Below are 16997 nucleotides of genomic sequence, written 5' to 3' on the forward strand. Positions count from 1 at the left end.
GAGGAAGCGGTCATGACCGATCCCAACAAGACACACGACCAGGTGCCCGGGGGCATCGTTAGCTGGTGGGCACGCAATTCCGTCGCCGCCAACCTCCTGATGATCGTCGCCATCGTCGGCGGTTTCCTGGGCTACAACATGCTCAACCGGGAAGTCTTCCCGACGGCGTCCTTCAACGGTGCGACCGTGTCGGTCTCTTGGCCCGGCGCATCGCCCCAGGACATCGAAGAGCAGATTGTCGTCCGTATCGAGGAAGCCCTCGCGGACATGGACGGGATCGAGACCATCACCTCGACCGCCCGTGAAAGCGTCGGCTACGTCAATATCGAAGGCAAGCGCAACGTCGACATCGGCGAGTTCATCGACAACATCAAGCTTGAAGTCGACTCGGTGAACAACCTGCCGCCGTCGGCCTACCGTCCGATCGTGTCGCAGTGGCGCAACCAGGAACAGGTCGTCGGCTTTGCCGTCCATGGCGATATCGACCGCCGCGACCTGCAGGCGATCGGCCGCGAAGTTCGCGACGAGGTCGCCCAATTGCCGGGCGCGTCCATCGTCAATCTGTGGGCTTCACGAGGCGAAGAGGTCTCGATCGAGGTCTCCGAAGACAATCTGCGCCGCTACAACCTGTCCTTCGACGAAATCGTGCGGGCCGTGCGGGCGTCGTCCCTCAACGCATCCGCCGGTACCGTGCGGACCGAGCTGGGTGAATTCGGTCTGACTGCACGTCAGCTGGCCGATACGGCGCCCGAGTTCGAAAACATCATCATCCGCCAGACCAGTGCGGGCGGTACGCTGCGCATCGATGACGTCGCCCGGGTCACCGACGGCTTCGTCGACAGCAATATGGAAGCCACCTACAACGGCGAGACCATGGTGCTGATCGTGGTCGAGCAATCGCCGGGCATCGACGTGGTCGACACTGCCGCCGCGGTCCATGACTTCATCGAACGCAAGCAGGCCGAACTGCCCGAAGGCGTCAGCATCTCGCTGTGGTGGGACAATTCGGAAATGTACTCCGACCGCATGGAGACGATTTCGAGCTCCGCACTGTTCGGTGGCATCCTGGTCCTGATCACCCTCTTCCTCTTCCTGCGTCCCATCGTGGCCGTGTGGGTGACGGTCGGCATCTTCACCGCCTTCGGCGGCGCCTTCCTCATCCTGCCGATGATGGGCGTGTCGCTGAACATGCTGTCGCTGTTCGCCTTCCTGATCGTGATCGGGATCGTGGTCGACGACGCCATCGTGGTCGGGGAAAACATTCACGACCGGGTCGAACGCGGTGAGCCGGGCCTGACGGCGTCGATCATCGGAACACAGATGGTGGCCAAGCCGGTCATCTTCGCGGTCATCACGACGATCATGATGTTCTCGCCCTGGATGCTGCTGACCGGTCCGGAAGTGCAGTTCACGCGGCAGATCTCGCTGGTCGTGATTGCTGCCCTCGCCTTCTCGCTGGTCGAGTCCCTGCTGATCCTGCCGGCCCACCTCTCGCACATGAAACCGCAGTCGGAGAAAGGCCTCTTCGGCCCGCTGATCAAGTTCCAGCGGTCGATCGCAAACTCGCTGATCTGGTTTGCCCGCAATATCTACCGGCCGGCCGCCAAGCTGGCGATCCGCAACCGGTATGCGACGCTGGTCGGCTTCCTGATGATCTTCATGGTCTCCATCGCCCTGCTGATGACGAACCGCGTCGGTTCCGTCTTCATGCCGCAGATCGAGAACGAGACGATCCAGGTCAACATCCAGCTGGCCGAAGGCACGCCCTGGAACCGGACCGAGCAGGTCCGCCAGCAGCTGGACGACGCCCAGGCTGAAGCCCTGGAGTATTATCGTCAGGAATATCCAGGCGAAAACGACATGATTGAAAGCCGCTCCACCATCGCGTCCGATGGCCGGGTGCGCGCCTGGATCGAACTGGCTGTGCCGGCGGAACGCCCGGGCCATCTGCCCACGGCCGATGTCGCGCAGCAGATCCGCGACTTCCTGGGTCCGATCCCGGATGCCGAGGAAGTGCGTCTGGACTCCACCATCAATGATGGCGGCAGCCGCATGACCTTCGCCCTGTCCCACCCGGACCTGGCGACCCTGCGTGAAGCGGCGGATGCCCTGAAAGAGCAGCTGCGCAGCTACGACACACTCTATGACGTGGTCGACAGCCTGCAGACCTCGACCGAGGAATTGCAGTTCAGCCTGCGCCCGAACGCCCAGACCCTGGGTCTGACCCTGCAGGACGTTACGCGCCAGGTACGCCAGTCCTTCTACGGTGAAGAAGCCCAGCGCCTGCCGCGTGACGGTCAGGATGTGCGGGTGATGATCCGTATGGACGAAGCGTCCCGCCGTTCGCTGGACACGCTGCAGGAAATCCGCATCCGCACCAGCGACGGCCGCGAAGTGCCGCTGTCCTCGATCGCCGAGGCGCATTTCGCACCGGGTCTGAACCGGATCAACCGCCGCAATGGCATGCGCACCGTCACGGTGTCGGCCGAGCTGTCCGATCCGGCGGCACGCGGCGACATCAACCAGAGCCTGAACGAGGACTTCTTCCCGACCTTCGACGCGCAATTCCCCAGCCTGTCGCGGGACGAGATCGGCCAGGCCGAAGGCGAACGCGAATTCGTGGCCGAGCTGATCAACCTGCTCATCCTGGCCCTGGGTTCGATGTACATCCTGCTGGCCGTGGCCTTCCGGTCCTACTTCCAGCCGCTGGCCATCATGGTGGCAATCCCGTTCGCCCTGACCGGCGCGATCTTCGGACACTTCCTGTTCGGGATGCCGATCGCCCTGTTCTCCTACTTCGGCGTCGGGGCAGCCGCAGGGGTCGTGATCAACGACAACCTGGTGCTGCTGGACTTCGTGAACCGCCTGCGGGCCAACGGCGTGGGCGCCTTCCAGGCCCTGGTCGATGCCGGCGTGCAGCGCTTCCGTCCGATCCTGCTGACCTCGGTAACCACCTTCCTGGGCATCTTCCCCATGATGGCGGAAACCTCGACCCAGGCGGAATTCCTCAAGCCGATGGTCGTGGCACTGGGCTTCGCAGTCGTGTTCGCGCTGTTCCTGACCCTGCTGCTGGTTCCGGCCATGTATGCAATCGGGGTCGATATCGCCCGCCTGTTCCGCGCCATGTGGACGGGCGAGCGCCAGCCGCGGTTCGGCGAGCATTATACCGACACCGACTTCGCGCACGGCGAGCTTCCGGGACATCTGGAAGAAACGCCTGCCGAATAGGCCTCGGACAACACATCCGCTCAATAGCCAAGTCTCGCCCCGCGTTGTACACAACGTGGGGCGAAACATTTTCGCGAAGCGTATTTTGGGGATGCATCCTATGAAGAAGCTGCTGCTTTGCACCACGGTGCTGGCGCTGGTCGCCGCCTGTGGCCAGACCGATACTGCACAACCGGAACACTCTGCTGCCGTCACGCAACCGGCCGGACAGCCCGAGATCGGCGAATGGGGTTTCGATCTCGCGGGCATGAACACCGAGATCGATGCCGGCGACGATTTCTACCAGTATGCCAACGGCACCTGGCTGGACGAGGCCGAGATCCCCGCCGACCGCCCCGACTACGGCATGTTCACAGAGCTTGCGCTGGAAGCGGAAGTGCACGTGCAGGAAATCATCACCGAGCTGGCAGCCCGTGAGGCTGCAGACGGCACGGTCGAGCAGAAGGTCGGCGACCTTTACGGCTCCTGGATGGACACGGCGGCAATCGAGGAACGCGGCCTGGCCCCGGCCCAGCCCTATCTCGACGAGATTGCTGCAGCGGCCAGCCATGACGATATCAACGCGCTGTTCGCGACGATCCATCATCAAAGCCCGTTCGGCGTCGGCATCATCCCCGATCCGGCCGACACCACGCGCTACACCGTCTTTGTCGGTCAGAGCGGCCTCGGCCTGCCGGATCGCGACTATTACCTGGAAGACGAGAACGCAGAATATCGTGACGCGTATCGCGCCTTCATCGCGGAGATGTTCGCCCTCGCGGGGATCGAGGACGGTGAAGCCAAGGCCGATGCGATCCTGGCCCTGGAAACGCGCCTCGCCGAAGTTCACTGGACCCAGGCCGACAGCCGCGACATCCAGAAGATCTACAATCCCATGCCGATCGACCAGCTCGACGCGCTGGCACCGCAGTTCGGCTTTCCGCAGGCGATGGCCCAGCTCGGCCTGGACGGCGTTGCCACCTATCTGGTCGCCCAGCCGAGCGCCATCGAGGGCGCCGGTGCGATTTTCGAGGAAACGCCGGTCGACGTGTGGAAGGACTACATGACCTTCCACTTCCTGCGATCCAATGCGGCCCAGCTCCCGGCAGCCTTCGACCAGGCCAGCTTCAACATGTATGGCGCGGTCCTGAACGGCACCGAAGAACAGCGCCCGCGCGATCGCCGCGGTGTGAACCTCGTCGGTGGCCAGCTGGGCGAGGCCGTCGGCCAGATCTATGTCGAGCGCCACTTCCCGCCCTCGTCCAAGGACGCGATGGAAGAGCTGGTCGCGAACCTGACGGCCGCCTTCGAAGAGCGCCTGCAGTCGCTGGAATGGATGGACGACGAGACCCGCGCCAACGCGCTGACCAAGCTGTCCACCTTCGAGCCGCGCATCGGTTATCCGGACGAGTGGCAGGACTATTCCGCGCTGGAAATCCGCGCCGACGACATCTTCGGCAATATCGTGCGCCTGCGCGAGTTCGGCTGGAACGAGCAGGTCGAGGATCTCGACGGTCCGGTGGACCGGGGCGAATGGCCCTACCCGCCGCAGACGGTGAACGCGTCCTACAACCCGCTGATGAACCAGATCACTTTCCCGGCCGGCATCCTGCAGCCGCCCTTCTTCGACCCGCACGCTGACGCTGCGGTCAATTATGGCGGTATCGGCGCGGTGATCGGTCACGAGATCGGCCACGGTTTTGACGACCAGGGCCGCCGCTTCGACGAGACCGGCGCGATCCGCGACTGGTGGACCAGCGAGACGAATGAGCGTTTCGAGGAACGCGCCGACCGGCTTGGCGCCCAGTATGACGGCTACTCACCCGTCGAGGGCCGTTTCGTGAACGGCACTTTCACCATGGGCGAGAATATCGGCGATCTGGGCGGCCTGCAGATGGCCTACACCGCCTATCACCGCCATCTCGACGCCTGCTGCAATGGCGAGGCCCCGGTGATCGACGGCTTTACCGGCGACCAGCGCTTCTTCCTGGCCTGGGCCCAGGTGTGGCGGCGTCTCTATCGCGAGGACAATCTCATCTCGCGCCTGACCACCGACCCGCACAGCCCGTCTCAATACCGCACCAACGGCGTCGTGCGGAATCTCGATGCCTGGTACGCGGCCTTCGGCGTGACCGAAGAGGACGACCTCTATCTTCCGCCCGAGGAACGCGTTTCCATCTGGTAGATGACTGACGGCCCGGCTTCCCAAGCCGGGCCGCTTTTCCTTGCGCATTTGCCGGAAAACGCAGGCTGAGCCTTTGCGGCCCGGGCGTCCCGCCCTAGTGTTTCCGGCAAGTTTCATGAATCAGACCGATTGGGGAGTGTCACCATGAAGAAACTGCTTCTGGGCACGGCGTGCCTTGCTCTGCTCGCCGCCTGCCAGCCGGCAAGCGAACAGCCGGAAGACGAAACGCCGGCGGCCGAAACCGGCGCAACCGGCGAGCGCCATGACGCCGCGACAGAAACCGCGAGCAATGAGCATGCTCCGGAACTGGGCGACTGGGGCGTCGAGACCCAGCACATCTCCGACACGGTCGATCCGGGCGACGACTTCTTCCGCTACGTCAATGAAGGCTGGCTCGACACGACCGAGATCCCGGCCGGCTTCTCGAATTTCGGCTCCTTCACCGAACTCTATCTGCGGTCCGAAGATCGGATTGAGGGCATCATCCTGGAATCCGCCGAAAGCGACGCCGCCGATGGCACCCTGCCGCAGCAAGTGGGCGACCTCTACGCCTCCTACATGGACACCGACCGTCTGGAAGAGCTGGGTCTCGACCCGGCCCGTCCCGGCCTCGAGCGCATCGCGGCGGCCCAGTCGCATGACGACATCGCCAGCCTGATGGGCGCGCCGGGCACCCAGTCGATCTTCGGGGCCTATGTCGGCCGCGACCCGGGCAATCCCCAGCGCTATGTCGTCTCGGTGAGCCAGGGCGGCCTCGGCCTGCCGGATCGCGACTACTATCTGGAAGACACCGAACGCTTCGAGACCTATCGCGAAGCCTATCTGGAATACATCGCCGACGTGTTCGAGATGATCGGCATGGACAATGGCGCCGAGCGGGCCCAGGCGATCCTCGATCTGGAAACCGCACTGGCGGAAATCCACTGGACGCGCGCCGAGAGCCGCGACCGCGTGGCGACTTATAATCTGATGTCCGCCGAGGATGTCAGCGGTTACGCCGCCGGCTTCCCCTGGGAAACCTTCTTCTCGGCCCTCGACTTTGCCGACCAGGAAGAGTTCGTGGTGCGCCAGAACACGGCGATCCAGTCGCAAGCCCAGCTGTTCAGCGAGATCCCGGTCGAGACCTGGAAGGACTATCTCGCCTTCCACTGGATGGAGAGCCATCGCGACCAGCTGACGCAAGCCTTCTACGACCGCTCCTTCGACTTCTATGGCCGCACGCTGAACGGCACGGAAGAGCCGCGCCCGCGCGACCGCCGGGCGATCCAGTTCGTCAACGGCAATCTGGGTCAGGCCATCGGCCAGATCTATGTCGAGCGCTACTTCCCGCCGGAATACAAGGAGCAGATGGACGAGCTGGTCGGCTATCTGCGCGCCGCCCTGCGCGAGCGCATCGAGACGCTGGAATGGATGGACGACGAAACCCGCGTCGAAGCCTTCGACAAGCTGGACAAATTCCTGCCGAAGATCGGCTATCCCGATGTCTGGCCCGACTATTCCAGCATCGAGATCCGTGAAGGCGATCTGTGGGGCAATAATGAGCGGATCAATGCCTGGTTCCGTGCCGACAGCCGCGACCGGCTGCGCGGCCCGATCCGGGACTGGGAATGGTTCATGTCGCCGCAGACGGTGAATGCCTACTATTCCTCGACCTCCAACGAGATCGTCTTCCCGGCCGCCATCCTGCAGGGCCCGTTCTTCGACCCCTATGCAGACCCGGCCGTGAATTTCGGCGGTATCGGTGCCGTGATCGGCCACGAAATGGGTCATGGCTTCGACGATCAGGGCAGCCAGTCCGACGGTGACGGCGTGCTGCGCAACTGGTGGACCGACACCTCGCGTCAGCAGTTCGATGCCCGCACCGACCAGATCGTGGCGCAGTACGAGCAGTTCTCGCCGGTCGAGGGCATGACTGTCGACGGCCGCCTGACGCTCGGTGAGAATATCGGCGATATCGGCGGCCTCTCGATGGCTTACCGGGCCTTCCAGCTCTACGCCGCGGACCATGAAGTCCCGGCCGAGCTGGACGGTTTCAGCCAGGACCAGCGCTTCTTCCTGGCCTGGGGCCAGGTGTGGCGCCGGCTCTACACCGAGGACGCCCTGGTCTCACGCCTGACCACCGACCCGCACAGCCCGTCGCAATATCGCGTCAATGGCGTCGTGCGGAATATGGACGTCTGGTACGAAGCCTTCGGCGTGACCGAGGATGACGACCTCTACCTGCCGCCGGAAGAGCGCGTCTCCATCTGGTAGGCAAACCTTCTCTTGCAGGATCAGGCCCGGTCGCAAGACCGGGCCTTTTTCTTGCTGAACCGTAAGGAAATCCCCACACAGCCGACGGGCTTTGCCCGGCATCTTCCCCATGCTGTCTAGTTTCAAATGGGGAAAATCCATGAAATCCATTCTGCGCGCCGGCACCGCCGGCCTGGCGCTTTGCCTTGCAGTGTCCGGCTGGGCCCACGCCCAGGACGCGGAGCTGGGGGAGTGGGGCGTCGAGACCCAGCACATCTCGACCACAATCCATCCCGGCAATGACTTCTTCCGCTATGTGAATGAAGGCTGGCTCGAGAACACCGAGATCCCGGCCGGCTTCTCCTCCTACACGGCCTTCCACGAGCTCTATCTGCGCTCGGAAGACCGGATCGAGGGCATCATCCAGGACTCCGCGGCCTCCGACGCCGAAGCCGGTACGCTCGCCCAGCAGGTCGGCGATCTCTATGCCAGCTACATGGATGTCGACACGATCAATGCCCGCGGCATCGATCCGGTGCGCCCGGGCCTGGCCCCGATCGCCGACGCCGAAACGCATGCCGACATCGCGCGCCTGTTCGGCCTGCCCGGCTACCCGTCGATGATCGGCACGAACATCTCCCGCGATGAAGGCGATCCCAGTCACTACATCGTCTACATCAACCAGGGCGGTCTGCACCTGCCGACGCGCGACTACTACCTGCTCGACGACGAGCGTTTCGTGGAATATCGCGCGGCCTACCGCTCCTATATCGCCGACATGTTCGGCTTCCTCGGTTATGAGGATGGCGAGGCCCGGGCCGACCGGGTCATCGCGCTGGAAACGGCGCTGGCCGAGGTGTACTGGACGCCGGCCCAGACCCGCGACCGCGTCGCAACCTACAACCCGATGACGCTGGACGAGCTGCGCGAGTTTGCGCCGGAGTTCGACTGGACCGCCTTCCTTGAGGGCAGCGATTTTGCCGACCAGACGAATTTCATCGTCTCCCAGACTTCAGCGATCGACGCTGCGGCCGCCATCTTCCGGGACACGCCTGTCGAGACCTGGCAGGACTATCTGGCATTCGGCTATCTCAACGCCACCGCCAACCTGCTGAGCGAAGAGATCTACGCGCGCTCCTTCGACTTCTGGGGCCGCACACTGAGCGGCACGGCTGAGCCGCGCCCGCGCGACCGCCGGGCGATCCAGTTCGTCAACGGCAATCTGGGCCAGGCCATCGGCCAGATCTATGTCGAGCAGTACTTCCCGGCCGAGCACAAGGCCCAGATGGAAGAACTGGTCGGCTATCTTCGTGCCGCCCTGGGTGAGCGGATCGAGACGCTCGAATGGATGGATGAAGAGACCCAGACCGAGGCGCTCGCCAAGCTGGAAACCTTCCTGCCGAAGATCGGCTACCCCGATGTGTGGCCGGACTATTCCAGCATCGAGATCCGCGAAGACGACCTGTTCGGCAATGCCGAGCGCGTCAATGCCTGGTTCCGCGCCGACAGCCGCGACCGCCTGCGCGGTCCGATCCGCCACTGGGAATGGGGCATGTCGCCGCAAACGGTGAACGCCTACTACAACTCCACCGGCAATGAGATCGTCTTCCCGGCGGCCATCCTGCAGGGGCCTTTCTTTGACCCGAATGCCGATCCGGCCGTCAATTTCGGCGGTATCGGTGCGGTGATCGGCCACGAAATCGGTCACGGTTTCGACGATCAGGGCAGCCAGTCCGACGGCGAAGGCGTGCTGCGCAACTGGTGGACGGACGCCTCGCGCGAGCAGTTCGACGCCCGCACCGACCAGATCGTGGCCCAATACGAACAGTTCTCGCCGGTCGAGGGCATGAATGTCGACGGTCAGCTGACGCTGGGCGAGAATATCGGCGATATCGGCGGTCTCTCGATGGCCTGGCGGGCCTTCCAGATGTACGCCGCCGAGCATGACGTTCCCGAAGAGCTCGACGGCTACACGCCGGCCCAGCGCTTCTTCCTGTCCTGGGCGCAGGTCTGGCGCGTCCTGCAGCTGGAAGATGCGGCCCGGGCGCAGCTGCTCTCCGACCCGCACAGCCCCGGCCAGTACCGGACCAATGGCGTCGTGCGGAATATGGACATCTGGTACGAGGCCTTCGGCGTGACCGAGGAGCATGACCTCTACCTGCCGCCGGAGCAGCGCGTCTCCATCTGGTAGGCGTTCTGCCTGGCACACGAAACGGCCCGGTCCCCCGACCGGGCCGTTTTGCGTTGCAGCCTTGCCCGCAAGCCTCAAACCCGGTCTTATCCGCCCCCTGTAAAAAAGCAGACGCGATCCACGAGGGGAGATCATGGAAGCCGAAACCGCACCGCTGGTGAGCAATGATGCCGTTGTCATGGGCCTGCTCGCCCTGCTTCTGGGCGCCGTATTCTGGACCTCCAGCCTCCAGAGCAAGGCCGCGAAGACCTTCTACCGGATCTTCCCGCCGCTTCTGCTCTGCTACTTCCTGCCCTCGCTCCTGAACCTCTTCAACATCGTCGATCCGGAAGAGTCGCAGACTTATTTCGTCGCCTCGCGCTATCTGCTGCCGGCCGCCCTGGTGCTTCTGACCATGTCCGCCGACCTGCCGGCGACACTGCGCCTGGGCCCCAAGGCGCTGATCATGTTCTTCACCGGCACGATCGGTGTCGTGATCGGCGGCCCGGTCGCGCTGTTCATCGCCAGCATCCTCTTCCCCGACGTGGTCGGTGTGACCGGACCGGATGCCGTCTGGCGCGGCATGGCAACCGTAGCCGGAACGTGGATCGGCGGCGGAGCAAACCAGGCCGCGATGTACGAATTCTTCGGCGCCGGCAGCGAGGTCTATTCTGCCTGGATCGCCGTCGACATCATCGTTGCGAATATCTGGATGGCCGTCCTGCTGCTCGGCGTCGCCAACGCCAAGCAGATCGACCGCTTCCTGAACGCCGATGCCGGCGCCGTCGACGAACTGCGCGCCAAGGCCGAACAGTTCGAGCAGGAGCATGCGCGCGTGCCCGAGCTCAAGGACCTGATGATCATCATTGCCATCGGCCTTGGCATGACCGGTCTGGCGCATGTCGTCGCCGACATCATGGGACCGTGGATCGGAACCAACATGCCGGCCCTGGCCGATTTCGGGCTCGATTCCGGCTTCTTCTGGCTGATGCTGATCGCCACCGTTGCGGGCGTCGCCTTGTCCTTCACCGGCGCGCGTCAGCTGACCGGAGCCGGTTCGATGAAGGTCGGCTCGGTGTTTATCTATGTCCTGGTCGCGACCATCGGCCTGCGCATGGACATCACGGCGATCTTCCGGAACACCGAATTCTTCATCATCGGCCTGATCTGGATGGCCGTGCACGTCACCCTGCTGCTCGCCGTCGCCTGGCTGATCAAGGCACCGACCTTCTTCATCGCGGTCGGCTCCAAGGCCAATATCGGCGGGGCGGCCTCGGCACCGGTGGTGGCGTCCGCCTTCCATCCTTCGCTGGCACCGGTCGGCGTCCTGCTGGCGGTGGTCGGCTATATTGTCGGCACCTGGGCGGCCATGATGACGGGCTACATCATGATGGCCATGATGGGTGCGACGGTTACACCATAGCGCACAAAAACAACCGGATAGGGAATATCCGCCACAAATTCCCCTGACGGGTGTTTTCCGGGCAGGCATGGTTAATCTTTCTTAACCATGCCTGCAATTTGCGCTAGCATCCGCTCGATTTGCGAGCCCGTACCAACGGCCCCGCAGTGTCGACAGAGGGGGAATCACATGCTCCGACACACGCTTCTGTGCGGCTCAGCCGCCGTACTCATCTCGGCATCAGCCGCTTTTGCCGGCGATGCCGAATGGTTCCCGCCGGATCCGCCGAACAGCGCGACCGCCGGCGAGTGCTATGCCCGCGTCCGGATCGCGCCGGAATACGACGCCTATTCCGAACAGGTCACCACGCAGGACAGCTATGAGCGCTACAATGTGGCCCCGCCGCGCCTGCGCGACGAGCGCCGCGAATACATCTCCCGCGAAGCCGGCATGCGCTACATCGTCACCGAGCCGGTCTACGAGACCGTCACCGAGACGGTGCAGGTTCGTCCGGCCTATGTGGAATACGTCGTCGAGCCGGCGGTCCACGATACGGTGACCGAGACCATCATGGTCCGCGAGCCGCGCATGGTCTGGCGCCGGGGCTACACCCCGGGTGCGCAGATGACCCGCTTCGACAGCGAGACCGGCGAAGTCTGGTGTCTGGTCGAGGAAGAGGGCGAATATCGCACCGTCACCCGCAATATCGTGGTGCAGCCGGCCCAGATCCGCGAAGTCGAGCACCCTGCGGAATACGCCACCATCACGCGTGACGTTCTCGTGCAGGAAGCGCGTTTCGAACAGGTTCCGATCGAGGAACTGCGCGACAGCTACCGCATCCAGGTCATCGACCAGCATGCCACGGTCGACAGCCATGTCGTGCCGGTGGAGACTGAAACCGTCACCCGCTACTCCCTGCGCACCGAAGAGCGCTGGGAATGGCGCCTGGTCGACTGCGAGGACATCGAGCTGCCGGGCTACAACCCGCCGACCAGCACCGAAGTCCCGGCGGTCGCCCACAACCGGGCCACTCCGGCACCGCAGCGCGGCAACACCTATCTCTACGGCACGGACGTGCCGGTGCAGGATGACAGCTATTCGGAAGAAGTTCCGGTGGCGCAGGTCTCCTACTCCACACGCACCAGCCGCCGGGCGCAATAACGCGCACGGACTGCAATTCAGGTCTGGACCCGGGGGGCACCGGACCCAAGATGAACGGCGCGGGCGCAAGCTCGCGCCGTTCGCCGTTTCAGGCCGCAGCAAACCGGGACCTCACCATGTCAGCCAGAGACTATGTCGTCGGCTATGGCAGCCTGCTTTCCAGCTATAGCCGCACCACCTATTCCGGCCTGACCGAGCAGGCGCGGCCGGTTATCGCGCTGGGCTGGCGCCGGGGCTGGACGGTTCGATACACCGACGAGGCTGCGACCTATGCCGGTGTCCGCGCGGCGCCGGGGCATGCGCTGGACGCGGCACTGGTGCCGACCGAGATCACCGATGCCCTGCGTCACCGCGAGCGCGGCTATGTCTTCACCGAACTGCCGCGCCACACCGTGCTGCCCGCCGATCCCGAACACGGCGCCCTGCCCGACGGCCGCTACTGGATCGTGGTGAACCGCGAACAGGTCCGGGCCGATGCCGGCCATCCCATCCCGCAATCCTATGTCGATACCTGTCTGGTCGGCTGCCTGGAAACCGGCGGCGAGGCTCGCGCCCGCGCCTTCATCCGCAATACCGAATTATGGGATGCCCCCTGGATCGACGACCGCGACAGCGCCTCACCGCTTTATCCGCGGCGAACCCCGGCGACGGCCGGCCAGCGCGAGGCCATCGACCGTCTGCTGGCGAGCGAGGGCGTTCTGCGCCACCGGAGCGCGGTCTGATTTCCAGAGCAATTTCATCGCAATCGAAGTCAATAAGACTGCTCTGGCTTTTGAGTGGTCGCATTTTCGAACCGCAAAACCGGTCCCCACTTTTGCTGAAAATGCAGGGTCCTGAGTGGTCGCATTTTCGAACCGCAAAACCGGTCCCCACTTTTGCTGAAAACGCTTTAATGAACCGGATCGCTGAAGCGCGCCAGCACGTCTCTCGCGGTGGCAAAGGCCTCGCGCCGCAATTCGCGCAGATCCCGCACCGCCTCGCAGCTCCGGGCAAACTGCGGCTCTGACAGCAGGCGCTTCGGGAAGCCCGTCTCCTGGCGCTCCGGCACATCGCCGCCCCAGGCCCAGCTGCCGGTTCGTTCGTCGCAATCATAGAAGCGGGCAAACACGTCGGCATGCTCGGCGAGGAATTCGACGGCGGAGACGAGGAAATCGACATCGTCCGCGCTCATCGTCCAGTGCAGGCTGACCCGGCACCAGCCCGGACGCGCGCCGGTTTCGCCAGCGAGAACCCGCTCGCGGATTGCCATGGTCTCGTCGTCCCCGATGCCGAGCAGATGGTGACCATAAGGCCCGGCGCAGGAACAGCCGGCGCGTGACTGGATCCCGAACAGGTCGTTCAAAAGCACCGTCACCAGACGCGGCGGGATGCGATTTCCGTTCCGGCTCAAAAGGTTGAAGGAGACGATCCCGATGCGTCGCGCGGGGGCGGCCGGGCCGAGAACCTCGATCCGCGGATTGGCCGTCCAGCGGGACAGGGCCGTTTCCAGCGCCCGGTGCTCGCGCGCTGCAATCATGTCATGACCGATTTCGGTCTGAAGTTTCAACACCAGCGCTGCGCGGACGAATTGCGGCAGGCCCGGCGTTCCGGCCCGTTCGCGCGCTTCGATATCGTCGATGAAATCATGCCCGCCCGGCCAGACATAGCGCACCGTGCCGCCGCCGGAGAGGGTCGGCGGAAGGTGTTCGGGATAGAGCGCACTGTTGAACAGGAGGAGACCGCAGCTGCCCGGACCGCCGACGAATTTGTGGGGCGAGAAATACACCGCATCGATCGCGGCTTCCGGATCGGACGGGTGCATGTCGATCGGCAGATAGGGCGCACTGGCGGCGCAATCCAGACACATAATGGCACCATGCGCGTGCAGGCAGCGCGCCAGAGCGGTGACATCCGTGCGCACTCCGGTGACATTCGACGCTGCGGAGAAGGCGCCGATCTTGCGCTTGCCGGCATGGCGCGGATCCGAGAGGGCGGCGGCGAGGGCGGAAAGATCGATCCCGCCATCGGCAGCCAGCGGAATGGTCACTGTCTCGGCCAGGCTTTCGCGCCAGGTCAGCTCGTTGGAATGGTGCTCATAGGGGCCGACGAAGACGACGGTGTCTGGCGCGTAGTCCTCAAGACCGCCCAGCGCGGCGCGGGTGGCGGGCGGAATGGCCAGGCCCAGGATTTCCTGCAGCTTGTGGATCGCGCCGGTCGCGCCGGCCGCGCACGGGATCAGGCAGTCGCCAGGGCCGGCATTGACGGCCGACTTGATGATCCGCTCGGCCTCGCGCATCCAGGCATTGCTGGCCCGGCCGGTCGCGCTGTCCTCGGTGTGGGGATTGGCATAGTCCGACGCCAGGCGCTGTATCACCGCCTCGATCTCCGCCAGGGCCCGGCCGGATGCCGTGTAGTCGGCATAGAAGAGCGGCCGCGAGCCGAAGGGCGTTTCCAGCCGCACATCGCCGCCCGCAAGTCCGGCCCGGACCCGGTCAATGAGGGTTTCGGTGCGGCTTTCGTCGAACATGGTCTGCTCCCTCCTGGCTGAGAAACGACTAGACCATGTTTTCCGGGGCTATTTTCGCCAATTGAAACCCGCCCCGGGCACACCTATGGTGATTTTCACCAACAGGGAGACAATTCGTGGAGATTGACGACTATGACCGCCGGCTTCTGCGCGAGATCCAGAGCGACTCCGACCGGACGGTGCAGGAACTGGCCGACCTGATCGGCCTCAGCGCGACACCGACCGCCCGGCGCCTGAAGCGTCTTGCCGAGGCCGGCATCATCCGGAAACACGTCGCCCTGCTCGACCCGGAAGCGCTGGGCCTGCAGGCCACCCTGTTCATCGCTGTGCGTACCAGCCGGCATGATGCGGAATGGCTCGGACGCTTTGCCGAAGGCGTGCGCCGCATGCCGGAAGTGGTCGAATTCTACCGGCTGAGCGGCGATATCGACTATCTGATCAAGCTCTGCCTGCCCGACGTTCGGGCCTATGACGAGGTCTACAAGAAACTGATCGCCATAGCCCCCCTGTCCGATGTCAGCGCCAGCTTTGCCATGGAAGCGATCAAGAACACGACAAAACTTCCCATTTGACGGGCACTTGGCACGCTTGATACGGGGCACGCGATGGGCGAAGCTTCGCCCTGTCCGCGAGCTGACCCCCTGATGCCCATCATGACCGATCCGACCGTCGACACCGCCCTGGACCCCGAGCCCCGGCGCCGGGGCGAAAGCTATCGAAATGTCGCCGCGATCGTGCTGGCCCTGGCCATGCTGCAGATGGCAGCGGGCGCCCTCTCCGTGGTGGGTCCGCTGGCGCTGATTTCCGGCGGCGCCTCGACGCTGAAGATCGGTACCATCGTCTCCGGCTATGCCTTCGGCTTCCTGCTGGGCGCACACTTTGCCCCGCGCGAAATCCGCCGCATCGGCCATATCCGTGCTGTTGCCGCCTTTGCCGGCGTGACCTCGATTGCGGCCGCCCTTCTCTATGTCAGTGACGCGCTGGCCTGGTGGCTGATCATGCAGTTCATCATGGGCGTGTGCGTGGCCGGCTTCCTGGCATCCGGCGAAAGCTGGGTGGCGGACGCCGCCCCCAGCGACAAGCGCGGCGCCATTCTCAGCTTCTACCTGGTGACCGCCAAGATCGGCTTCATCCTCGGTCCCTTCCTCGTAGCCTCGGTGCCGCCTGGCGCTGCCGTGGGCTTCATGATCGTGGCTGCGCTCTACACCGCCAGCCTGATCCCGGCGACCGCTACCAACCGCGCCCAGCCGGCCGCGCCCTCGGCCGAGCCCTTCGGTCCGCTGCGGATCTGGAAGACCGCCCCGTCCGCCGTGATCGCCGCCGGGTCCGCCGGCCTGGTCAATGGCGCGGTTATGCAGCTCTATGCCGTCTATGTCGGCGGGATGGGAACCGAGTCGGTCGCCGCCACGGCAGCCGTTTTCTCCGCCTTCATGGTCGGTGGCGGCGTGATCGCCCAATGGCCGGCCGGGATGATTTCCGACCGGATCGACCGCCGTCTCGTGATCGCCGCGCTGGCGGTGACGGCCGGGATTGCCGGCGTGGTGCTGGGGTTGATGTCCAGCGTGCTGCCGCTGATCGCGGTCTTCGTGATTGCCGGCATCTGGGGGGCCGGGGCGCAATCCTATTACGGCATCGCCGCAGCCCACGCCGCCGACCGCGCGGATGAGGGCCAGGCGACCAACATGATGTCGGGCATTCTGACGATCTATGCCACCGGCGCCATGATCGGCCCGGTGATCGCCGGCGCGACCATGAGCCTGGTGGGAACGTCAGGCCTCTTCCTCTACGCCGCGGTCATCCTGTTCGGCCTGTTCGGCGCCATGCTCTATCGCCGCACCGGCAAGCCGCCGGCCAAGGATATCGACAAGGCCGACTTCGAGGCGACATCGGCGACCAGTGTCTCGGTCTACGAGCTCACGGAGATCGCCAGCGAGGAGGCGGAAACCGAAACTGGTGAGGAAGACGAGGATAGCGCCATGTCCTTCGCCGATTCCGGCCTGGTCATGGATGACGAGGACGATATCGACGACGACGCCCTCGACGATGATGACGAGGAAGACGGCTACTGGCGCTCCTAGGGCCATTTCATCGACCTCAGTATCGATGAAATGGCCCTGGCTTTTTGGCGGTCGCA

General features: G+C 64.4%; 10 protein-coding genes. 9 read left to right on the top strand and 1 reads right to left on the bottom strand.

Translation table 11 applies throughout. From position 1 onward, the window contains the following. Positions 1–12: 12 nt before the first annotated feature. From ABJO18_RS09725 to ABJO18_RS09755, 7 genes are all read left to right on the top strand, one after another. Positions 13–3228 carry an efflux RND transporter permease subunit gene (locus ABJO18_RS09725; RefSeq protein ID WP_348509096.1) on the top strand — a complete coding sequence of 1072 codons (3216 nt, stop codon included), beginning with the start codon at positions 13–15 and terminating at the stop codon, positions 3226–3228. Between the two features lie 100 nt (positions 3229–3328). Next, positions 3329–5392, top strand: a complete 2064-nt coding sequence (locus ABJO18_RS09730) for a M13 family metallopeptidase (RefSeq protein ID WP_348509097.1) — start codon at positions 3329–3331, stop codon at positions 5390–5392. A gap of 144 nt (positions 5393–5536) precedes the next feature. Further along, entirely contained in the window at positions 5537–7645 is a 2109-nt protein-coding gene (locus tag ABJO18_RS09735) for a M13 family metallopeptidase (RefSeq protein WP_348509098.1), read from the top strand. Between the two features lie 139 nt (positions 7646–7784). Next, entirely contained in the window at positions 7785–9815 is a 2031-nt protein-coding gene (locus ABJO18_RS09740; RefSeq protein WP_348509099.1) for a M13 family metallopeptidase, read from the top strand. Between the two features lie 130 nt (positions 9816–9945). Continuing rightward, the gene (locus tag ABJO18_RS09745) at positions 9946–11217 is read left to right on the top strand and encodes a DUF819 family protein (RefSeq protein WP_348509100.1); all 1272 of its coding nucleotides are present in this window, start codon (positions 9946–9948) and stop codon (positions 11215–11217) included. 168 nt (positions 11218–11385) lie between these two features. Continuing rightward, positions 11386–12357 (top strand): hypothetical protein, encoded by a 972-nt coding sequence (locus ABJO18_RS09750; RefSeq protein ID WP_348515862.1) that lies wholly within the window; start codon positions 11386–11388, stop codon positions 12355–12357. Positions 12358–12473: 116 nt separating this feature from the next. Next, complete coding sequence (locus ABJO18_RS09755; protein ID WP_348507077.1) at positions 12474–13079, top strand: gamma-glutamylcyclotransferase; 606 nt, start codon at positions 12474–12476, stop codon at positions 13077–13079. Between the two features lie 167 nt (positions 13080–13246). On the opposite strand, the gene ABJO18_RS09760 is transcribed toward ABJO18_RS09755, so the two are convergent. Further along, positions 13247–14863, bottom strand: a complete 1617-nt coding sequence (locus ABJO18_RS09760; RefSeq protein WP_348507078.1) for an aminotransferase class V-fold PLP-dependent enzyme — start codon at positions 14861–14863, stop codon at positions 13247–13249. A 116-nt stretch (positions 14864–14979) separates the two neighbouring features. Here ABJO18_RS09760 and ABJO18_RS09765 point away from each other — a divergent pair, with 116 nt between their 5' ends. Further along, positions 14980–15435 carry an Lrp/AsnC family transcriptional regulator gene (locus tag ABJO18_RS09765; protein ID WP_271185580.1) on the top strand — a complete coding sequence of 152 codons (456 nt, stop codon included), beginning with the start codon at positions 14980–14982 and terminating at the stop codon, positions 15433–15435. 81 nt (positions 15436–15516) lie between these two features. Continuing rightward, complete coding sequence (locus ABJO18_RS09770; RefSeq protein ID WP_348507079.1) at positions 15517–16941, top strand: MFS transporter; 1425 nt, start codon at positions 15517–15519, stop codon at positions 16939–16941. Positions 16942–16997: the final 56 nt, after the last annotated feature.

The sequence above is a fragment of the Maricaulis sp. genome, assembly GCF_039978735.1.
Taxonomy (GTDB): domain Bacteria; phylum Pseudomonadota; class Alphaproteobacteria; order Caulobacterales; family Maricaulaceae; genus Maricaulis.